This window comes from Cupriavidus respiraculi, assembly GCF_914271545.1.
Classification (GTDB): Bacteria; Pseudomonadota; Gammaproteobacteria; order Burkholderiales; family Burkholderiaceae; genus Cupriavidus; species Cupriavidus respiraculi.
In genome coordinates this window covers 126129-145893 of sequence record NZ_CAJZAH010000003.1, presented here as the reverse complement: position 1 = coordinate 145893, position 19765 = coordinate 126129, and the positions used below count along the sequence as shown (strand labels likewise).

General features: G+C 67.6%; 19 protein-coding genes. 6 read left to right on the top strand and 13 right to left on the bottom strand.

Translation table 11 applies throughout. From position 1 onward, the window contains the following. Positions 1-32: 32 nt before the first annotated feature. The 3 genes from LDO27_RS15755 to LDO27_RS15745 all read right to left on the bottom strand — a co-directional run bounded on the left by LDO27_RS15755 (position 33) and on the right by LDO27_RS15745 (position 2745). Positions 33-980: an Rpn family recombination-promoting nuclease/putative transposase gene (locus LDO27_RS15755; protein ID WP_224042675.1), complete on the bottom strand. Its 948-nt coding sequence runs from the start codon at positions 978-980 to the stop codon at positions 33-35. 137 nt (positions 981-1117) lie between these two features. After that, positions 1118-2233, bottom strand: a complete 1116-nt coding sequence (gene mnmA / locus LDO27_RS15750; RefSeq protein ID WP_322790819.1) for a tRNA 2-thiouridine(34) synthase MnmA — start codon at positions 2231-2233, stop codon at positions 1118-1120. Further along, entirely contained in the window at positions 2230-2745 is a 516-nt protein-coding gene (locus tag LDO27_RS15745; RefSeq protein ID WP_222208419.1) for an NUDIX hydrolase, read from the bottom strand. The genes mnmA and LDO27_RS15745 overlap by 4 nt, the downstream gene beginning before the upstream one ends. Positions 2746-2980: 235 nt before the next feature. Here LDO27_RS15745 and LDO27_RS15740 point away from each other — a divergent pair, with 235 nt between their 5' ends. From LDO27_RS15740 to LDO27_RS15720, 5 genes are all read left to right on the top strand, one after another. After that, complete coding sequence (locus tag LDO27_RS15740; protein ID WP_224042673.1) at positions 2981-4102, top strand: Re/Si-specific NAD(P)(+) transhydrogenase subunit alpha; 1122 nt, start codon at positions 2981-2983, stop codon at positions 4100-4102. A 117-nt stretch (positions 4103-4219) separates the two neighbouring features. Then, positions 4220-4582, top strand: a complete 363-nt coding sequence (panD, locus tag LDO27_RS15735; protein WP_222208423.1) for an aspartate 1-decarboxylase — start codon at positions 4220-4222, stop codon at positions 4580-4582. 133 nt (positions 4583-4715) lie between these two features. Further along, the gene (locus LDO27_RS15730) at positions 4716-5042 is read left to right on the top strand and encodes an NAD(P) transhydrogenase subunit alpha (protein ID WP_222208426.1); all 327 of its coding nucleotides are present in this window, start codon (positions 4716-4718) and stop codon (positions 5040-5042) included. Continuing rightward, complete coding sequence (locus LDO27_RS15725; RefSeq protein ID WP_224042672.1) at positions 5039-6511, top strand: NAD(P)(+) transhydrogenase (Re/Si-specific) subunit beta; 1473 nt, start codon at positions 5039-5041, stop codon at positions 6509-6511. Before LDO27_RS15730 ends, LDO27_RS15725 begins: the two co-directional genes overlap by 4 nt. 310 nt (positions 6512-6821) lie before the next feature. Then, the gene (locus LDO27_RS15720) at positions 6822-7868 is read left to right on the top strand and encodes a response regulator (protein WP_224042670.1); all 1047 of its coding nucleotides are present in this window, start codon (positions 6822-6824) and stop codon (positions 7866-7868) included. 34 nt (positions 7869-7902) lie between these two features. Here LDO27_RS15720 and LDO27_RS15715 read toward each other — a convergent pair whose 3' ends face one another. From LDO27_RS15715 to LDO27_RS15675, 9 genes are all read right to left on the bottom strand, one after another. Beyond that, positions 7903-9180 (bottom strand): THUMP domain-containing class I SAM-dependent RNA methyltransferase, encoded by a 1278-nt coding sequence (locus LDO27_RS15715; protein WP_224042668.1) that lies wholly within the window; start codon positions 9178-9180, stop codon positions 7903-7905. A gap of 94 nt (positions 9181-9274) precedes the next feature. Beyond that, positions 9275-9880, bottom strand: a complete 606-nt coding sequence (locus LDO27_RS15710; protein WP_224042666.1) for a 2-hydroxychromene-2-carboxylate isomerase — start codon at positions 9878-9880, stop codon at positions 9275-9277. Positions 9881-9933: 53 nt separating this feature from the next. Then, positions 9934-10356: a CopD family protein gene (locus LDO27_RS15705; protein WP_222208435.1), complete on the bottom strand. Its 423-nt coding sequence runs from the start codon at positions 10354-10356 to the stop codon at positions 9934-9936. Between the two features lie 86 nt (positions 10357-10442). After that, positions 10443-11723, bottom strand: a complete 1281-nt coding sequence (locus LDO27_RS15700) for a glutamate-5-semialdehyde dehydrogenase (RefSeq protein WP_224042664.1) — start codon at positions 11721-11723, stop codon at positions 10443-10445. 107 nt (positions 11724-11830) lie between these two features. After that, complete coding sequence (gene holA, locus LDO27_RS15695) at positions 11831-12871, bottom strand: DNA polymerase III subunit delta (RefSeq protein WP_224042662.1); 1041 nt, start codon at positions 12869-12871, stop codon at positions 11831-11833. A 54-nt stretch (positions 12872-12925) separates the two neighbouring features. Next, complete coding sequence (locus LDO27_RS15690; protein WP_224042661.1) at positions 12926-13468, bottom strand: LPS-assembly lipoprotein LptE; 543 nt, start codon at positions 13466-13468, stop codon at positions 12926-12928. A 75-nt stretch (positions 13469-13543) separates the two neighbouring features. Then, the gene (gene leuS, locus LDO27_RS15685; RefSeq protein ID WP_224042660.1) at positions 13544-16168 is read right to left on the bottom strand and encodes a leucine--tRNA ligase; all 2625 of its coding nucleotides are present in this window, start codon (positions 16166-16168) and stop codon (positions 13544-13546) included. Positions 16169-16323: 155 nt separating this feature from the next. Next, positions 16324-17121, bottom strand: coding sequence for a 4-hydroxy-tetrahydrodipicolinate reductase (gene dapB, locus LDO27_RS15680; protein WP_224042658.1), 798 nt, complete (start codon positions 17119-17121; stop codon positions 16324-16326). 97 nt (positions 17122-17218) lie between these two features. Continuing rightward, a complete protein-coding gene (locus LDO27_RS15675; RefSeq protein ID WP_224042657.1) occupies positions 17219-17863 on the bottom strand; it encodes an outer membrane protein assembly factor BamE in 645 nt (214 codons plus the stop codon). Positions 17864-18062: 199 nt separating this feature from the next. Here LDO27_RS15675 and fur point away from each other — a divergent pair, with 199 nt between their 5' ends. Then, positions 18063-18494, top strand: coding sequence for a ferric iron uptake transcriptional regulator (gene fur, locus LDO27_RS15670; protein ID WP_222208450.1), 432 nt, complete (start codon positions 18063-18065; stop codon positions 18492-18494). An 80-nt stretch (positions 18495-18574) separates the two neighbouring features. Here fur and LDO27_RS15665 read toward each other — a convergent pair whose 3' ends face one another. Beyond that, a complete protein-coding gene (locus LDO27_RS15665; protein ID WP_222208452.1) occupies positions 18575-19564 on the bottom strand; it encodes a LysR family transcriptional regulator in 990 nt (329 codons plus the stop codon). Positions 19565-19765 lie beyond the last annotated feature (201 nt).

The following is a 19765-nucleotide window of genomic DNA, read 5'->3' as shown; positions in this document are numbered from 1 at the left end:
CCCTTTCCACAGGCAGCTTCAGTCTTGGCGATCTAGCGGCCGAAAATATCGTCCAGCGAACCGGCATTCGAAAGCCGATCCGCCCAGGCATCGATCTGCTCCTCCGGCGCGGCGGCAATGCGCGAGACGACGTCGGGCGGAAGCGGCCCGAAGCGACGCGCCAGCATTTTCTCCAGCAGCCGGGCCTCGCCTTGCTGGATGCCTCGCTGCACCCCTTCCTGGGTGTACTGCTCCTTCCACTCATCGAAGCGTTGAGCCAGCGTCATATTGAGCTCCTTGAGGTCCTCGATTTTCGGCAGCGTCAGCGTGTTGCCGCTACGCCTGGAGACTACCGCACCCAGCCATAGCGCGACAGTACGCCGCAGTTCCGCGTCGTCCCGTATCCCGCGATCGAGCCAGTCGACGACCTCGCACATCACCTCGATGCTCGGGGCGCGCTGGAAGCGGATCATGCAGGCGACGAGGTTCTCGCTGGCCGCGAGCTGTGCGTCGCTGCACCGGTTCTCGTCGATCAACAGATATCCCTGCGTCGAGCGGTACTGTCCCACCACCCCCGGCGCGGACGGAACCATGTCGGCAAGATCCCTCGCCGCCGTCCAGGGCGCATCTCCGTTGTAGAGCACGATCGGCAGCACCGGCGGCAGCATGCGGCCGGGCAACACCTTGCCGGCCCGGATCAGGTCCTGGTACAGCAGCCCTACGTAGGTCTTGACCCTGACCGCCATGAACGCGTCGACGGTGCTCTGGAACTCGATCAGCAGATACAGGTAGGCCCATTCGCCGCCGACGCGAAGCCGCCAGACCACATCGTCCGCGCGCTGGCGCAGGTCGTCGCTGACATAGCTGCACGGCACCTTCTCCAGCGTATCGAAGTCCAGGCCGTGCAGCCACTCGTCCGGCACGAAGCCCACGATCAGGTCGCGGACGATCCTCCGCATGGAGAACATGAGCTTGTAGGAGGCATCGCATTGCTCGCGCATCGCCGGGCATCCGTGGCGGCCGGGGGCCGGAGCGGCAAGGATGCGAGCGCGCGGCGGAATGCGATGCCAAAAAGGTGGCCGCCTTATCGGTTACCGATTTGTGTCGGCGGGCGGCCCGCGCCCAACCGGCAGCGCGGCTACTGGATGATCCCGCCGCCCAGGCATACCTCGCCGTGATACAGCACCGCCGACTGCCCCGGCGTGACGGCCCATTGCGGCTCGGCGAAGCGCAGCTGGACGGCGCCAGCGTCCACTGCCGCGACCGTCGAAGGCGCATCCGATTGGCGGTAGCGCGTCTTGGCCGACAGCGCGGTACCGGACGGCGGCGCTTCGCCGGCGACCCACGACAGGTCGGCCGCCCGCAGTTCGCTGGACAGCAGCCACGGATGGTCATGGCCCTGCACGACATACAGCGTGTTCTGCGCCATGTCCTTGCGCGCGACATACCACGCATCGCCGCTGCCGTCCCGGCTGCCGCCCAGGCCAATGCCCTTGCGCTGGCCCAGCGTGTAGAACGCCAGCCCGATATGCTCGCCCACCACCTTGCCCTCCGGCGTCTTCATCGGTCCCGGTTTGGTGGGCAGGTAGCGGTTCAGGAAATCGCGGAACGGGCGTTCGCCGATGAAGCAGATACCCGTCGAGTCCTTCTTTTTCGCGTTGGGCAGGCCGATGTCGGCGGCGATCCGGCGCACCTCGGTCTTGGGCATCTCGCCCAGCGGAAACAGCGTGCGCGACAGCTGCGCCTGGTTCAGGCGGTGAAGGAAGTAGCTCTGGTCCTTGGTATGGTCCAGCGCCTTGAGCAGTTCGAAGCGGCCCTCGCCGCTCCCCTCCCGCACCTGGCGCACCCGCGCATAGTGCCCGGTGGCGATGGTATCCGCGCCCAGCGACATCGCGTGGTCCAGGAATGCCTTGAACTTGATCTCGGCATTGCACAGCACGTCGGGATTCGGGGTGCGGCCGGCCGAATACTCGCGCAGGAAGTCGGCGAAGACCCGGTCCTTGTATTCGGCCGCGAAATTGACCGCCTCCACGTCGACCCCGATCAGGTCGGCCACCGAGACGACGTCGAGCCAGTCCTGCCGCGTGGAGCAGTACTCGCTGTCGTCGTCGTCCTCCCAGTTCTTCATGAACAGGCCGATGACTTCGTAGCCCTGCTGCTTCAGCAGCCACGCCGTCACGGACGAATCCACGCCGCCGGACATGCCGACCACCACACGTCGGCCCGCGCCGATGGAACCGGTCGCGCCGCTCACGATGCCGCTCCGGTGCCCGGCACCGCATCGACCGCCGACGGATGCGTGTACAGCGCGTCGAGCGCGAACCGCTTGCCCGCCAGGTAGTCCTCCACGCAGGCCAGCAGCAGCGGCGAGCGGTGCCGCTCGGGGCAGGCGCGGATCTCGTCGGCGCTCATCCATACCGTGCGCACGATGCCGGTATCCAGCGGCCGCCCGGTGTCGAGCGCGCCGAGGTCGCCGGTGAAAGCGAAGCGCACATAGGTGATATCGCCGCCAGGGCGCTCCAGCGTGCCTGCCGAGGGCGCGCGGGCGATATAGCAGCCCAGCAGCGCGCGGGGCTCGAAACTGTGGGCGGTTTCCTCCACGGTTTCGCGGATCACGGCGCGCACGAGGCTTTCGCCGGGCTCCAGGTGGCCGGCGGGCTGGTTCAGCCGCAGGCCGTCGGGGGTTTCCTCTTCCACCAGCAGAAAGCGGCCGCCGCGCTCGATGACCGCGGCAACCGTGACGCTGGCTTTCCAATCCTTGGACATGATGCTCAATTTTTAGGCAATCCGGCATTGTACCGGCTGCGGTTTTTTCGTGCAGCCGGAACGCCATTCATGACCCTTCCGCATAGCCGCAAATCGGCCATGCGGCTGGTCACAAATACGACAGGTATTGCTGTAAGCTGCGGAAAAATTGTGCGCCGCGGCCCGCCGCGCGCCCTACAACGAGCCCGGACAGCCCGCCTCCCCGGCGCGGCGCCAGCCATCAGGAGAAATGACGATGCAAATCGGCATCCCGCAGGAGACGCGGGCCGGCGAGACCCGTGTCGCCGCCACCCCCGAGACCGTCAAGAAATACGTTGCGCTCGGCCATCAGGTCGTCGTGCAGTCCGGGGCCGGCGTGCGGGCGAGCCAGCCCGATGCCGCCTACGAGGCGGCCGGGGCGCGCATCGGCAGCGCGGCCGAGGCGCTGGGGGCCGAGCTGGTGCTCAAGGTCCGCGCGCCCGACGATGGCGAACTGGCGCAGATGCGCGCCGGCTCCGCGCTGATCGGCATGCTCAATCCTTTCGATGGCGAGAACAACGCGCGCATGGCCGCCGCGGGCATCATCGCGTTCGCGCTCGAGGCCGCCCCGCGCACCACGCGGGCGCAAAGCATGGACGTGCTGTCCTCCCAGGCCAATATCGCCGGCTACAAGGCCGTGCTGATCGCCGCGCATCACTACCAGCGCTTCATGCCGATGCTGATGACGGCCGCCGGCACGGTAAAGGCAGCGCGGGTGCTGATCCTGGGCGCCGGTGTCGCCGGCCTGCAGGCCATCGCCACGGCCAAGCGCCTGGGCGCGGTCATCGAGGCGTCCGACGTGCGTCCGGCCGTCAAGGAGCAGATCGAATCCCTGGGCGCGAAGTTTCTCGACGTGCCGTACGAAACCGACGAGGAGCGCGAGATCGCTCAGGGCGTGGGCGGCTATGCCCGACCGATGCCGCCGGACTGGATGCGGCGCCAGGCCGAACTCGTCCACGAACGCGCCAGGCAGGCCGATATCGTGATCACCACGGCGCTGATTCCGGGCCGCCAGGCGCCCGTGCTGCTCAAGGAAGAGACGGTGCAGGCGATGAAGCCCGGCTCGGTGGTGGTCGACCTTGCGGCCGCCCAGGGCGGCAACTGCCCGCTGACAGTCGCCGACGAGGTGGTCGAGCGCCATGGCGTGACGCTGATCGGCCATACCAACCTGGCGAGCATGGTCGCCGCCGACGCCTCGGCGCTCTACGCGCGCAACGTGCTCGACTTCCTCAAGCTCATCGTGGACAAGGACGGGCGCCTCGCCGTCAATCTCGACGACGATATCGTCGCCGCCTGCCTGATGAGCAAGGATGGCCAGGTGGTACGCAAGGCGGCCTGACGGGTTTTTCGTTTTCCGGCGCCGCGTTCGCGGCGCCTGCCTCACCGGACCGCCGGTACGCCGCGACGCGGCGTACGGGGTCCGCATTCACTGCCTTACAGAAGGAACCGCAACACCATGCAACGCATCATCCTCCGCGCCAAGCTGCATCGCGTCACCGTCACGCAGGCCGATCTGCATTACGAAGGCTCGTGCGGCATCGACGAAGATCTGCTCGATGCGGCAGACATGAAGGAATACGAGAAGATCGAGCTGTACAACGTGAACAACGGCGAGCGCTTCTCGACGTACATCATCAAGGGACAGCGCGGCACCGGCGAGATCTCGCTCAACGGTGCGGCCGCGCGGCGCGCCCATCTGGGCGACCACCTGATCATCTGCACCTACGCGCCGATGAGCGACGCCGAACTGGCCGACTACAAGCCGAAGATCGTGCTGGTCGACGACAACAACCGCATCAAGGAAATCAAGAAGGTCTGACCTGATCGGAATGGATGAACCGTCGCGCGGAAGGCCGGAGCCAGCCGTCGCGCGACGCCGCGGCACCGCACGGACTCTCGCCAACAACAATCACAGACGCGAAGCAACCGAATCACGCAACGGAGGAGCAACGATGGAAATGGTGAACCACACGGTGATCAACCTGATCATCTTCGTGCTGGCCATCTACGTGGGATACCACGTGGTCTGGACAGTCACACCGGCGCTGCACACCCCGCTGATGGCCGTGACCAATGCGATCTCCGCCATCATCATCGTCGGCGCCATGCTGGCCGCCGGCCTGACCGAGGGCGGCGTGGGCCGCGTGATGGGAACGCTGGCGGTGGCGCTGGCCGCCGTCAACGTGTTCGGCGGCTTCCTGGTGACCCAGCGCATGCTGGAGATGTTCAAGAAAAAGGAGCCGAAGGCGCGCGCCGACGGCAAGGAGGCCGTGAAATGACCGGCCTCGTCAGCATGAACCTCGTGACCCTGCTGTACCTGGTGGCCTCGGTCTGCTTCATCCAGGCGCTCAAGGGTCTGTCCCACCCCGCCACCGCGCGGCGCGGCAATACCTTCGGCATGGTCGGCATGGCGATCGCCGCGCTGACCACCGTGGCGCTGATCGTCAAGCTCAAGGACGACTTCCTCGCGGCCGGCCAGGCGCAATCGTCGGTAGCCACCGGCCTCGTGCTGATCCTCGTCGCGCTGGTGGTCGGCGGCGGCATCGGCGCGTACGTGGCCAGGAAGGTCGAGATGACCAAGATGCCGGAACTGGTCGCCGCGATGCACTCGCTGATCGGCCTGGCCGCGGTCTTCATCGCGGTGGCCGCGGTGGCCGAACCCGCGGCGTTCGGCATCGCGCCGGCCGGCTCGCGCGAGATTCCCACCGGCAACCGCATCGAGCTGTTCATCGGCTGCTTCGTCGGCGCCATCACGTTCTCCGGATCGGTGATCGCCTTCGGCAAGCTGGCGGGACGCTACAAGTTCCGCCTGTTCCAGGGCGCGCCGGTGGTCTTTCCCGGCCAGCACATGGTCAATCTCGCGCTGGCCGTCGCCATGGTGGGCTTTGGCATCGCGTTCTTCATGACGCAGGCGTGGACGCCGTTCCTGGTGATGCTGGCGATCGCCTTCGTGCTGGGCGTGCTGATCATCATCCCGATCGGCGGCGCCGACATGCCGGTGGTGGTGTCGATGCTGAACTCGTATTCGGGCTGGGCGGCGGCGGGCATCGGCTTCTCGCTGAACAACCCGATGCTGATCATCGCCGGCTCGCTGGTGGGCTCCTCCGGCGCGATCCTCTCGTACATCATGTGCCGGGCGATGAACCGCTCCTTCTTCAACGTGCTGCTGGGCGGCTTCGGCGGGGCGACCGCCACGGCGGCCGCGGGCGACCAGGCGCAGCGCAACGTCAAGTCCGGCTCGGCCGACGACGCGGCTTTCCTGATGGGCAACGCCGAGACCGTGATCATCGTGCCCGGCTATGGCCTGGCCGTGGCGCGGGCCCAGCACGCGCTGAAGGAACTGACCGAGATGCTGACCGAGAAGGGCGTGACCGTGAAATACGCGATCCACCCCGTGGCGGGCCGCATGCCCGGCCATATGAACGTGCTGCTGGCCGAGGCCGAGGTGCCCTACGACCAGGTGTTCGAGATGGAGGACATCAACAGCGAGTTCGGCCAGGCCGACGTGGTACTGGTACTGGGCGCCAACGACGTGGTCAACCCGGCGGCCAAGAACGACCCGAATTCGCCCATCGCCGGCATGCCGATCCTGGAAGCCTACAAGGCCAAGACCATCATCGTGAACAAGCGCTCGATGGCCGCCGGCTACGCGGGCCTGGACAACGAACTGTTCTACATGGACAAGACCATGATGGTGTTCGGCGACGCCAAGAAGGTGGTCGAGGACATGGTCAAGGCCGTCGACTGAAGCTCGCGCCGCCAGGCGCCGCACGCCGCCGGGCGGCGCCCGGCATGCCGGACCGGCGCGACGCTTGCGACGCCGGTGTGCCGCGCTATACTGGGCTTCGTTCGTACCTGCGGCGCCCGCGCCGACGGCGCGCAGCGTCCGCCAGCAGGCGCGCCGCGCGCGCCGGTCCACCCCGCCGCGCCGGGCACCGACCCAGACCGAGGCGCCCACCGGTTTCCCGACGGGCCTATCGGCCCGAACGGCCTTGAATGACGTTGACTGCAGCGCCCTGGAGGCACTGCCCCGAGCCAGCCCCTGAGCCGACCGCATCATGACATTCAACCCCCAGGACAGGAATCTGTCGGTCTTCCACCATCCCATCCTTACCGTGCTGGTGGACGACAGCAAGTCTTTCATCGACAGCCTGGCCTTCCAGATGGACCCCAGCCGCGCCGTGATCAGCTTCACCGATCCGCGCGAGGCGCTGCAATGGATCCGCGAGGCGTACACCACGCGCTTCACCGGCTTCCTGCCGGTGCGGGTCACCCATGACGACCTGACCTTCCTGACGGAGCGCCGCACGGTGCAGCTCGATATCGACCGCATCTTCCGCCAGGTCCACGATCTGACCCGCTTCCTGCAGCCGGCGGTGATCGTGGTCGACTACTCGATGCCGCAGATGAACGGGCTGGAGTTCTGCCAGGCGCTGGAGGGACTGCCCTGCAAGACCATCCTGCTGACCGGCACGGCGGACGAGGGCATCGCGGTGCAGGGCTTCAACCACGGCCTGATCGACCGCTACGTCAAGAAGCACGACAGCAATATGGTGGCTCGGCTGGACCAGGAAATCGACGCACTGCAGCAGCAGTATTTCGCCACGCTGTCGCGCACGCTGCGCGACCTGCTGACGCGCCACTCCTTTTCCTTCCTGTCCGATCCGGTGCTGGGCGACCGGGTGCGCCAGCTGGCCGCCCGCTATGGCTTCGTCGAGTACTACCTGTATCCCAACCCGGCCGGCATCCTGCTGGTGACCGCGCGGGGCCAGACCACGCTGATGGTGATCGAGACCCGGGCGAGCCTGGCGACCCAGGTGGAATCGGCCGAAGCCTACGACGCACCGGTGGCCCTGATCGAGGGACTCAGGGAGGCCCGCATCGTGCCGTTCTTCTGGCCCGGCAACGGCATGTACACGCCCGCCTGCATCGACTGGGAGCAGTACTGCCTGCCGGCCGAAGTCTGCGTGGGGCGCGAGGAGTTCTTCTATGCGCTGTTCGACCTGCCGCGGCACCTGCTGGAGGAACCGGTCGTCAGCTTCCAGACCTTCCTGGGGGAATTCAGCCGCAACGCCGATGCGTTGACCGGGCGCGACCGCAACTGACCCGGGCTGCGCGCCGCCGCCCGCGGAGGCCGCCTCAGCCCGCGGCGGGAGCCGGGCCGCGATTGCCGCCGCGCACCATGTCGAAGCGGAACAGGCGGCATTCGATATTGCCGTTGTAGAGCGGCACGCGCCGCGATTCCTTCAGGCGCAGCCGGCGCGGCAGGCCGAGGTCGCCGGTGAACACCCATGCCTGCCAGCCCGCGAAGTTCTGTTTCAGCGTGGCGGCGAACGCGCTGGCGAACTGGTTCGCGGCCTGCTCCTCCGCGCTGTCGCTCGCCATCGGCTCCGGTGCCGCGCGCCGTTCGCCGCGCACGGCGATACGCTCGCCATAGGGCGGATTCATGATCAGCACCCCCGGTTCGGCGACGGGCGGCTGCACGTGGCGCGCATCGACCTGCTTGAGCCGCGCGTCTCCAGGCAGCCCGGCGCGCTGCCAGTTGGCCTGCGCCATGGCGAGCATGTCGGTCGAGATATCGCTGCCGTAGATCGCCAGCGGCGCCGTCGCGGCGCGCTCTCGCGCGGCCCTGGCCTCGCCCTTCAGCGTGCGCCACGACTGGTTGTCGGCGCCCTTGAGCCATTCGAACGCGAAGGTGCGCCCGGCGCCCGGCGCCAGGCCGAGCGCGACCTGGGCCGCCTCGACCAGGAAGGTGCCGCTGCCGCACATCGGGTCGTAGAACGGCTGGTCTACGACACCGGCCTGCGCCCCCTCCCCCCGCGCCCAGCCCGCGAGCCGCAGGATGCCGGCGGCCAGATTCTCCTTCAAGGGCGCCTCCCCCTTCTCCATGCGCCAGCCGCGCTTGAACAGCGGCTCGCCCGAGGTGTCCAGGTAGATCGTGCAGTCATGCTCGGTCAGGTGGGCGTAGATCCGCACATCGGGGCTGACCGTATCGACACTGGGACGCGCGCCGAGCCGCTCGCGCATGGCGTCGCAGACCGCGTCCTTGATGCGCAGCGCGGTGAAGTTCAGGCTGCGCAACGGCGACTTGTGCGAGGTGATATCGACGCGCAGCGATTCCTCCGGCGTGAACCACCGCTCCCAGCGCTGGGCGCGCACCAGTTCGTAGATGTCGTCCTCGTGGCGGTAGCCGCGGGCGGCCACGCGCAGCAGCACGCGGCTGGCAATGCGCGAATGCAGGTTCACCGCGTAGGCCGCCGCCATCTCGCCGGAGAAGCTGACCCCGCCCGGGCTTTCGCGATGGACCGCGAACGGCGCCACGGCGGCCACGTCGGGCCGGGCGGCAATCTCGCGCAGCTCGTCGGCGAGCGCGGTCTCGAGGCCGCGTGGGCAGGGGGCAAAAAAGGCTTCAGTCATGACATCGGAATGGTTGCGGCATGGGTGCCGGGCCGGCCCGGGGGCCGGAGGTGGACGGCGCGAGGGACGCCGTCCGCTCAGCGTAGGCCAGCGTTCAGCCGCGCGCCAGCGCCCGCTCGAGAAAGTCCAGGCGGTCCTGGCCCCAGTACGGCTCGCCGTCGAGGACGAACCACGGCGCGCCGAACGCGCCGGCCGAGATGGCGTCCTGCGTATTCTGCGCATAGACGGCCTGCACCGCCTGGGCCTCGCTGGCCTTGAGCAGCGCCTGGCCGTCCAGACCGCACTCGTCGGCGATCTGCGCCAGCGTGGCGGCATCGGCGATATTGCGGTCCTGGGCCCAGACCGCGCGGCAGATGGCACCGGTCAGCGCCATCGCGCGCGCCGTGCCGTTGGCCAGCTGGGCCGCGATGATCAGCTTGCTGGCCGGATCGCCGGAGACCGGGAAGAAAGCGGGCTGCGGATTCAGCGGCAGCCCCCGGTATTCGCTCCAGCGCTTCAGTTCCACCAGCCGGTAGGCCAGGCGCTGCGGCGGGCGCTGCGCGAGCGGCAGGCCGCCGGAGACCGAGAACACCTTGCCGAGGTCGCAGGGCTTCAGGTTGACCTGGGCGCCGTGCTGCTGCGCGATGGCGGCGAAGCGCTCATGGCCAAGATAGGCGAACGGCGATTGGGGGGTGAGATAGTAGTCGACCTGCTTTGTCATGGTGTCCTCGGTAAGGCGGTGCGGCGCGGGATGCCGGAAGGAAAGACCCCGGCTCAGAAGGGCTTGACCACGACCAGCACGACGATCGCGAACAGCACCAGAACCGGCGCTTCATTGAACCACCGGTAGAAGACATCCGAACGCATGTTGCGGCCGGCCTCGAACTTCCTGAGCAGCACGCCGCAGCCGTGGTGATAGCCGATCAGCAGCACGACCAGCGCGAGCTTGGCATGCATCCAGCCCTGCCCCGGCCCGCGGCCAATGCCGTAGCCAAGGTACAGCCACAAGCCGAACGCCACCGCCGGCACCGCCAGCAGCGTCATGAAGCGAAACAGCTTGCGCGCCATCGTCAGCAACCGCTGCACCGCCACGGGCTCCGATTCCATCGCCAGGTTGACGAAGATGCGCGGCAGATAGAACAGGCCGGCAAACCAGGATACGACAAAGACGATATGCAGCGCCTTGACCCAGAGCATCGGATTATCCGTGTGGTGATTGGAGAAAGTGGGAATGGTGGGACGGGCACCGCGGTGCGCCGAGGGCCGCAAGCGGCGGCCCGGTATCAGGTGCGGATCTCGCCGTGCCCGAACACCACGTACTTCAGCGACGTCAGCCCTTCCAGTCCGACCGGGCCGCGTGCGTGCAGCTTGTCGTTGGAGATGCCGATCTCCGCGCCGAGGCCGTACTCGAAGCCGTCCGCGAATCGCGTGGAGGCGTTGATCATCACGCTGGCCGAGTCCACCTCGCGCAGGAAGCGCATGCCCCGGCTGTAGTTCTCGGTCACGATCGAATCGGTATGGGCCGAGCCGTAGGTGTTGATATGGTCGATGGCCTCGTCCAGGCCGGCCACGGTGCGGATGGCCAGCACCGGCGCCAGGTATTCGAGACCCCAGTCCTCTTCGGTGGCATCGACCAGGCCCGTGAAGCCGGCCGCTTCCAGGGTCGCGCGCGTGTCGGCGCATACGCGCAACTCCACGCCCTTGTCCTGGTAGATGCGGCACAACGGCGGCAGCACCGCGGACGCCACCCCGGCGGCGACCAGCAGCGTTTCCATGGTGTTGCACGGCGCGTAGCGCTGGGTCTTGGCGTTGTCGCAGATGCGCACCGCCTTGTCGAGGTCGGCCTCGTCGTCGACGTAGACATGGCAGATGCCGTCCAGATGCTTGATCATCGGCACCCGCGCCTCCTCCATCAGCCGCGCGATCAGGCTCTTGCCGCCGCGCGGCACGATCACGTCGACGTACTCCGTCATCGTGATCAGCCGGCCGACCGCCGCGCGGTCGGTGGTGGCGACCACCTGCACGGCTTCGGCCGGCAGTCCCGCCTCGGCCAGCCCTTCGGCCACCAGCGCCGCCAGCGCGGTATTGGACTCGATCGCCTCGGAACCGCCGCGCAGGATGGTGGCGTTGCCGGACTTCAGGCACAGCGCGGCGGCGTCGATGGTCACATTGGGGCGCGACTCGTAGATGATGCCGATCACGCCGAGCGGCACGCGCATCTGCCCCACCTGGATGCCGGTCGGGCGGTATTTCATGTTGCCGATCTCGCCAATCGGGTCCGGCAGCGCGGCGATCTGCTCCAGGCCCGCGGCCATGGTCGCGATGGCCTTGTCCGACAGCGTCAGGCGGTCGATGAAGGCCGCGTCCTGGCCGTTGGCGCGCGCGCGCTCGACATCGCGCGCGTTGACGGCCTTGAGCGCCGGCGCGTCGCGCCGGATGGCGGCGGCGATGGTCAGCAACGCACGGTTCTTGTCGGCGGTGGAGGCGCGCGCCATCGCGCGCGACGCGGCGCGAGCCTGACGGCCCACGCGGTCCATGTACTGGGAGAGATCGAGCTCGTTCATATTGCTGGCCGGGACGCCCGGGCCGTTCGATGTGTGATGCCGTAACCTGATGCGCAACGCCGGGGAATGCGCGGGGCGGATATCGCGCCGTGGAAGCGTTCGGCGGCTTACCGGGCGATCATCAGCGCCAGCTGCTGCAGCCCGTCCCATGGCTCCGGCGGTACGTCCCCTGCGCGCAGGCCCTTGACCTGCCGGTCCAGCCTTGCCGCCATCGCCAGCGCCTGTTCGAGCCGGGGCAGCGACAGCCGCTGGGCCGCCTGCGGGACCAGCTTCTCGCGCGGGCCCCAGACCCGCAATTCGCGCGTCAGGACGCCGATCGGCTTGCCGGCGGCCAGGCCCTGGCGGACCTTGGATAATACGCGAATTTCCTCCGTCAGCGCCCACAGCACGAGGACCGTCGCCTCGCCCTCGCCGCGCAGCCCCTCGAGCATCCGCACCAGCCGCGGCACGTCGCCGGCGAGCATGGCCTCGGACAGCTTGAACACGTCGTAGCGGGCGACATTGAGCACCGCGTCGTGGACCTGGTCGAAGGTCAGCACGCCGGGCGGATACAGCAGTCCCAGCTTCTGGATTTCCTGGTGGGCGGCGAGCAGGTTGCCCTCCACCTTGTCGGCGATGAACTGCAGGGCGCGCCGGCCCGGCTCGCCCGCCTCGACGCGCTGCTGCTGCAACGCAAGCCGCTCGCCGACCCACGCCGGCAGCCGGGCCCGGTCCACGGTATCGACCTTGATCGATACGCCGGCACCTTCGAGCGCCTGGAACCAGGCCGACTTGGCGCTTGCGAAATCCAGCCGGGGCAAGGTGACGATCATCAGCACGTCCGGCGAAGGCGCGGCCGCGACGGCGCGCAGCGCTTCGCCGCCGTCCTTGCCCGGCTTGCCCGACGGAATACGCAGCTCGACGATCTTGCGATCGCCGAACAGCGACATCGACTGCTGCGCCTCGACCAGCTGGCTCCAGTGGAAGCCGCGCTCGGACACCAGCACCTCGCGCTCGGAGAAGCCGGCATCGCGCGCGGCCTGGCGCAGGCGGTCGACCGCTTCGAGCACCAGCAGGTGCTCGTCGCCGTGGACCACGTAGAGCGGTGCCAGTCCCTTGGCCTTGGCCTGGCGCAGGTGGGCGTCCAGTCCGTCGAGCTTGATCTGCATGCGGGAGCGCGCTGTTCCTGGAATGGGATGGGCGTCGATGCGGGCGTCGACCGCTCAGGCGGTCTTGGCCGCGGCCAGGCGGCGCATCAGCTGCTGCACGATATCGCGCTGCATGTCGCGATAGAGTTGCGCTTCCTCGTAGTCCTTGGCGAGCGCGTTCGCCTCGTTGTAGGTCAGGTCCCGCGTGAGCACCAGTTGCGACGGCGCGATCAGCTCGTTGCCGGCCTGATCCCGCAGCCGGAACGAAAAGCGCTGCGTCAGCCGGTATTCGCGCGCCACGCCGGACGTGGTGATCGACAGCACGGTCTTGCTGCGCGAGTCTTCCAGGACGTCGAGCAGGGCGTCCGCCTCCTTGGGATTGGATACCACCTGAGTGTCGGAGCCGCCCCGGATCGCCCGGCGCAGTTCGGCGCCCATCAGCGAGTTGGCCGGCATGCCGAGATAGATGCGCTTGAAAGCGAAGTCGGAGCTGCCGCGCAGCTGGAAGCCGCAGCCCGCGACGAGACCGGCGGCCAGCAGCGCGGCCAGCGCGGCGCGGCGGCCGCGGTCGGGGCCGGCGCTGCCGCCCTCGTTCAAACCCTTGTCAGTTCGATCCATCGCTGACGCTCCTTGTCTCTGTCCGTGACGATGCCGGTGACGATGCCGGATGGCGGCGCAAACGGGCGCCGCGGCTCACAGCACCACGTTGACCAGCCGACCTGGCACCACCACGATTTTCTTCGGGCTGGCGCCATTGGCATACTTGGCCACGGTCTCGCTCGCGGCGGCCATGGCCTCGATGGCGGCACGCTCGGCGTTGGCCGGCACCGTCAGCGAACCGCGCACCTTGCCGTTGACCTGCAGCACCAGTTCGATTTCGCTTTGCACCAGCGCGGCCTCGTCGACCTGCGGCCACGGCGCGTCCAGCAGATCGCCGTGGCGCGCGGCGTAACCGAGCTCTACCCACAGGCCGTGCGTGATATGCGGCACGACCGGATACAGCACGCGCAGCAGGATGCCGAAGCCCTCCCGGCGCGCGGCCGGCGTGGCCGCCTTGGCGTCTTCGAGCGCGTTGAGCATCTTCATCGCGGCCGAGACCACCGTGTTGTACTGGATACGCTGGTAATCGTAGTTCGCCTGCTTCAGGATGCCATGCAGCTCGCGGCGCAGCGTCTTGTCGGCGTCGGCCGGGGCAGCGGCGGCTTGGTCGGCGCGCAGCGCCTCTGCGTTGGCGTGGCCATAGGACCAGACCCGGCGCAGGAAGCGCGACGCGCCCTCCACGCCCGAGTTGCTCCATTCGAGCTGCTGCTCCGGCGGCGCGGCGAACATGGTGAACAGGCGCGCGGTGTCGGCGCCGTACTGGTCGATCAGCGCCTGCGGGTCGATGCCGTTGTTCTTGGACTTGGACATCTTCTCCACGCCGCCGATCACCACCGGCTGGCCGTCGGCCTTGAGCGTGGCGCCCAGCGGCCGGCCGCGCTCGTCGGTGCTGACATCGACGTCCGCGGGGTTGTACCAGGTCTTCTTGCCCGCCGCATCCTCGCGGTAGTACGTCTCGTTGAGCACCATGCCCTGGGTCAGCAGGTTGGCGAACGGCTCGCCGAACTTGAGCAGGCCCATGTCGCGCATGACCTTGGTCCAGAATCGCGCGTACAGCAGGTGCAGGATCGCGTGCTCGATGCCGCCGATGTACTGGTCCATCGGCATCCAGTAGTCGTTGCGGGCATCGACCATGGTCGGCGCATCGGGGCAGGTATAGCGCATGTAGTACCAGCACGAGTCGATGAACGTATCCATCGTGTCGGTCTCGCGGCGCGCGGGCTTGCCGCACGACGGGCACGTGCAATTCAGGAACCGCGGGTCCTTGGCGAGCGGATTGCCGGTGCCGTCTGGCACCAGGTCCTCGGGCAGCACGACCGGCAGGTCCTGCTCGGGCACCGGCACCACGCCGCAGCTGTCGCAATGGATCAGCGGGATCGGCGTGCCCCAGTAGCGCTGGCGCGAGATGCCCCAGTCGCGCAGGCGCCAGGTGGTCTTCTTCTCGCCCAGGCCCTTGGCGCCGAGATCGGCCGCAATGGCGTCCACGGCGGCGCGATAGCCCAGGCCATCGTACTTGCCGCTCGCGATGCAGACGCCCTGCTCCTTGTCGGCGTACCAGTCCTGCCACGCCTCGGTGGAGAACGGCTGGCCCTTGACGTCCACCACCTGCCGGATCGGCAGGTCGTACTTCTTCGCGAAGGCGAAGTCGCGCTCGTCATGGGCGGGTACGCCCATCACGGCGCCGTCGCCATAGGTCATCAGCACGTAGTTGCCGACCCACACCGGAACCTGCTCGCCGGTCAGCGGGTGCACCACCCGCAGGCCGGTGGGCATGCCCTTCTTTTCCATGGTCGCCATGTCGGCTTCCATCACCGAGCCGTGCTTGCACTCCTCGATGAAGGCCGCGAGCTCGGGATTGGTGGCGGCCGCATGCGCCGCAAGGGGGTGCTCAGCCGCGACGGCGCAGAACGTCACGCCCATGATCGTGTCGGCCCGCGTGGTGAACACGTGCAGCTTGCCGCCACCGATCAGCTCGCCGTCGTCGCCGACGATGGCGTGCGGGAAGGCGAAGCGCAGGCCCTCGCTCTTGCCGATCCAGTTCTGCTGCATCACCTTGACCCGCTCGGGCCAGCCCAGTTGGTCCAGGTCGCCGAGCAGTTCCTCGGCATACTCGGTGATGCGCAGGTAGTACATCGGGATTTCGCGCTTTTCCACCAGCGCGCCCGAGCGCCAGCCGCGCCCGTCGATGACCTGTTCGTTGGCCAGGACGGTCTGGTCGACCGGGTCCCAGTTCACCGTGCCGGTCTTGCGGTAGGCGATGCCCTTTTCCAGCATCTTCAGGAACAGCCACTGGTTCCAGCGGTAGTAGTCCGGGCTGCAGGTCGCCACCTCGCGCGACCAGTCGATCGCCAGGCCCATCGACTGCATCTGCTTCTTCATGTAAGCGATGTTGTCGTAGGTCCAGGCGGCCGGCGCCACGCCGTTGTTCAACGCGGCGTTCTCCGCCGGCATGCCGAACGCATCCCAGCCCATCGGCATCAGCACGTTGTACCCATTCATGCGCAGGTAGCGCGCCATCACGTCGTTGATGGTGTAGTTGCGCACGTGACCCATATGCAGCTTGCCCGAGGGGTAAGGCAGCATCGAGCAGGCGTAGAACTTGGGCTTCTCCTTGCCGTCGGGTAGCGCCGCCTGTTCCGACACGCGATACGCATCGATGGCTTGCCAGTGCTCACGGGCGGCTTGTTCAACGGCGGAGGGAAGGTATTTGTCTTGCATGGTCAGGACAACGACACGAAGGCGTTGGCGTCCGGAAAGAGAGGTGGAAAATTCCTGCGGAATTCGGGGGCGTGCGCGGCCGCTGCGGAGCGCCGGCGAAAGTGGCGATTATAACCGCCGCCCTTCGCCGCAATACGGGGCGCCGGTCCGCGCGGCTACTTGAGGCCGAGCACGTCCTGCATGTCGAACAGGCCGTTCGGCTTGTCGGCCAGGAAGCGGGCCGCTCGCACCGCGCCGTCGGCATAGGACTGGCGGGTCGACGACTTGTGGGTAATCTCGATGCGCTCGCCGATGCCGGCGAACATCACGGTGTGGTCGCCCACGATATCGCCCCCGCGAATGGTCGAGAAGCCGATGGTGCCGGCCTCGCGCTCGCCGGTATGGCCTTCGCGGGCGTAGACGGCGCAGTCCTTCAGGTCCCGGCCCAGCGCCCCGGCCACCACCTCTCCCATCGCCAGCGCCGTGCCGGAGGGCGCATCGACCTTGTGGCGATGATGCGCCTCGATGATCTCGATGTCGTAGCCCGTGGACAGCAGCTTCGCGGCCACCTCCAGCAGCTTGAAGGTGGCATTGACGCCCACGCTCATATTGGCCGCGAAGACCACGCCGATCTCCTTGGCCGCCTCCGCCAGGGCCGCCTTGCCGGCCTCGTCGAAGCCGGTGGTGCCGACCACCATCTTGACGCCCAGCCGGCGCGCGATCGCCAGATGCGCCAGCGTGCCCTCGGGCCGGGTGAAGTCGATCAGGCAATCCGCCTGCGACAGCACCGCCTCGATGTCGGCGGTGATGCTCACGCCCGTATTGCGGCCCAGGAACAGGCCGGCATCCTGGCCCAGCGCCACCGAGCCCGGCGTGTCGAGCGCACCGGCGAGGCTGACACCCCCGGTCTTCAGTACCTGTTCGATCAGCATGCGGCCCATGCGGCCGGACGCTCCTGCGATTGCGATGTTCATGGCGGATTGGCTTTCAAAAAGACAAGCCGGCCGCGTTGGCGACCGGCATGGCGAAGACGGCGACGGCGTCGGCCGGCGCGTGGCCGGCGCGCTGCGTTTAGCGAGTCGGGTTGGCGGCCGGCACGCTGGCGCTGGTGGCGTCCACCGCCCCCTGGGCCGACGCCTCGCCGCTGGAGGCGGAGGGCGCGGTCGGCGCGGTCACCGTATTCGGCGCCGTGGGCGAGACATCACCGGCCGGGGCCTGCGGGCTGGCGGCGTCGGCGGGCGCCTGCGGCGCGGCCGCGGTCTCGGCCGGCTTGGACGCCGCCTTGCGCGAGCCGTTCTTCATGCCGTCGATCTCGGCGATCAGCTCGTACTCGGAGGGCAGCTCGTCACCGCCGAATCTGGCGAGCGAGTCGCCATCGAAAAAGACCGTGAAGCGGCGCTGCTGCACCACCGGCGTATCGCCGCGGCGGAACGAGAACACATAGTCCCAGCGATTGGCGTGGAAGACGTCCGTCAGCAGCGGCGTGCCCAACAGGAACTTGACCTGTTCGCGGGTCATGCCGGGGCGCAGCTGCGACGCGGCCTCGCGGGACACGAAGTTGCCCTGGACGATATTGATGCGGTACGGGGTGATCGCGTTGACGAGCTTGCGCGACGTGCTGTCGTAGGTGGAGCAGGCGGCCGATGCCACGGTGATGGCGGCCAACAGGAGTGTCACCAGCGCCGGACGCATGGCGGACGAACGAATTGAATCCATGTATCTCGCTTTGTTCGCTTACCGAAGGGAAAGGAAAGTGCCGATTCCGGCCGACGTCTCTGGACACGTGTCGCAGGACCTTCGCCGCGGGAACCGGCACCAGGCCCGCAGGGACGCGACGGGCGCGTCAGGGCGACTTTTGCCGGCAAAACCCTTATGATTCAACAATCCAGACATTGTACTCTAGGGAATCACGCCTATGCCCAGTCCGGCGGACCTCAAAAATATCGGCCTGAAGGCAACGGTGCCTCGACTGAAGATCCTCGAAATCTTCCAGACCAGCGAACAGCGCCACCTCAGCGCCGAAGACGTTTATCGCATCCTGCTCAACGAGCATATGGACATCGGCCTTGCGACCGTCTACCGCGTGCTGACGCAGTTCGAGCAGGCCGGCCTCCTCTCGCGCAACAACTTCGAATCCGGCAAGGCCATTTTCGAACTGAACGAGGGCAAGCATCACGACCATCTGGTGTGCCTCGACTGCGGCCGCGTCGAGGAGTTCTACGACGCCGACATCGAGAAGCGCCAGCAGAGCATCGCGAACGAGCGCGGCTTCGCGCTGCAGGAACACGCGCTATCGCTGTATGGCAACTGCACCAAGGTCGCCTGCCCCTACCGCCCCAAGCGCTGAACGCATCGCCTGCTCAAAAGAAAACCGGCGGATCTTCACGATCCGCCGGTTTTTTTATGCCTGCGAGCGTAGCGCGACGGTCACGACTGGACCGCGTTCTCCTCGATCGTCGACAGTGCCGCGCGGCCGCCGGCCGGCACGCCGACGAATTCACCCACCACCTGGCGGAACAGCCCGCGCGCCCAGACCAGCATCGGATGCGTATTGCGGCTGCGATGCCAGAACATGTTCAGGCCCAGCGTCGTGTTGAGCTCGGCCGGCAGCGGATAGGCCTTGAGGCCGTAGGTCTCGCAGGCCATGTCCTTGGTGAGCGCATTGACCGTGAAGATCATGTCGGTCTGCGAGGCCAGTTCCGCCTGCGCCCGCCATGAATGCACCGTCAGCGTGGCGTTGCGCTTCAGGCCGCGCTGCTGCAGCGCGTAGTCCAGCGGGATCGGCGACGGTGCGGGACGACCGGAGCCGCCGGTATGGGCCATGAAGATATGCCCGCATTCGAGGTACTGCTCCAGCGTGCAGGTGCCCTTGAGCACAGGATGGTTCTGGCGCGCGCAGACCCACAGGTTCAGCGACGTCACCATCTCCTCGACGATCTCGGGATGCCGGGTCGGGAACGGCGAGAACGCCAGATCGAGTTCGTTGGCGCGCATCGAGGCGACGTCGCTCTCCCAGGAGTGCGACTCCACCAGCCGGATATGCAGGTCGGGGGCGAGCTGCTTGATGCGCAGCACGAAGCGGTTGAAGACCGTGTCGCCCAGTTCCGCGCCGAAGCCGATGCTCAGCGTGCCGGTGGCGACGGCGGGATCGAAGGCGTCGATGTCGCCCTGATTGATCGAGGACCACAGGTCGAGCATGTCGCGCACCTTGGGGCCCAGCTCGAGCGCGCGCGGCGTCGGCGTGAGTCCGTGCGGGACGCGGATGAAAAGCGGATCGTCGAAGATCTCTCGCAGCCGCCCCAGCGAATGGGATACCGCGGGCGCCGTCATATGCATCTTCTCGGCGACATAGGTCGCGTTCCGCTTACTCAGCAGCTCGGTGAAGATCACGAGCAGCTTGGTGTCTACGTTCACCATGTTCACGCCCAGGTCGGATTGATCGCGGGTTGGCCGCTGGTGGGCCACCGTCGTGCACCCTCGCGGGCACAGCTCCGCCGATCGGTTTTGACGAACTTTGCTTAGTTTAAGAGGAAAGCGGCGGTCCGGGAAGCGAAAAAGGCATATTTCGATCAGCGGAAACCCCACGCTGGAGGGGGCGCGGGGCCGGCCGGCACGACG

Bases quoted from the DNA above. Each gene is read 5' to 3' on its own strand.
- LDO27_RS15720 (WP_224042670.1), top strand. From the start codon at position 6,822: ATGACATTCAACCCCCAGGACAGGAATCTGTCGGTCTTCCACCATCCC.
- LDO27_RS15755 (WP_224042675.1), bottom strand. From the start codon at position 980: ATGCGCGAGCAATGCGATGCCTCCTACAAGCTCATGTTCTCCATGCGG.
- LDO27_RS15705 (WP_222208435.1), bottom strand. From the start codon at position 10,356: ATGCTCTGGGTCAAGGCGCTGCATATCGTCTTTGTCGTATCCTGGTTT.
- panD (WP_222208423.1), top strand. From the start codon at position 4,220: ATGCAACGCATCATCCTCCGCGCCAAGCTGCATCGCGTCACCGTCACG.
- leuS (WP_224042660.1), bottom strand. From the start codon at position 16,168: ATGCAAGACAAATACCTTCCCTCCGCCGTTGAACAAGCCGCCCGTGAG.
- LDO27_RS15730 (WP_222208426.1), top strand. From the start codon at position 4,716: ATGGAAATGGTGAACCACACGGTGATCAACCTGATCATCTTCGTGCTG.
- LDO27_RS15745 (WP_222208419.1), bottom strand. From the start codon at position 2,745: ATGTCCAAGGATTGGAAAGCCAGCGTCACGGTTGCCGCGGTCATCGAG.
- LDO27_RS15725 (WP_224042672.1), top strand. From the start codon at position 5,039: ATGACCGGCCTCGTCAGCATGAACCTCGTGACCCTGCTGTACCTGGTG.
- LDO27_RS15715 (WP_224042668.1), bottom strand. From the start codon at position 9,180: ATGACTGAAGCCTTTTTTGCCCCCTGCCCACGCGGCCTCGAGACCGCG.
- LDO27_RS15740 (WP_224042673.1), top strand. From the start codon at position 2,981: ATGCAAATCGGCATCCCGCAGGAGACGCGGGCCGGCGAGACCCGTGTC.
- LDO27_RS15700 (WP_224042664.1), bottom strand. From the start codon at position 11,723: ATGAACGAGCTCGATCTCTCCCAGTACATGGACCGCGTGGGCCGTCAG.
- LDO27_RS15710 (WP_224042666.1), bottom strand. From the start codon at position 9,880: ATGACAAAGCAGGTCGACTACTATCTCACCCCCCAATCGCCGTTCGCC.
- dapB (WP_224042658.1), bottom strand. From the start codon at position 17,121: ATGAACATCGCAATCGCAGGAGCGTCCGGCCGCATGGGCCGCATGCTG.
- LDO27_RS15675 (WP_224042657.1), bottom strand. From the start codon at position 17,863: ATGGATTCAATTCGTTCGTCCGCCATGCGTCCGGCGCTGGTGACACTC.
- LDO27_RS15690 (WP_224042661.1), bottom strand. From the start codon at position 13,468: ATGGATCGAACTGACAAGGGTTTGAACGAGGGCGGCAGCGCCGGCCCC.
- holA (WP_224042662.1), bottom strand. From the start codon at position 12,871: ATGCAGATCAAGCTCGACGGACTGGACGCCCACCTGCGCCAGGCCAAG.
- LDO27_RS15665 (WP_222208452.1), bottom strand. From the start codon at position 19,564: ATGGTGAACGTAGACACCAAGCTGCTCGTGATCTTCACCGAGCTGCTG.
- fur (WP_222208450.1), top strand. From the start codon at position 18,063: ATGCCCAGTCCGGCGGACCTCAAAAATATCGGCCTGAAGGCAACGGTG.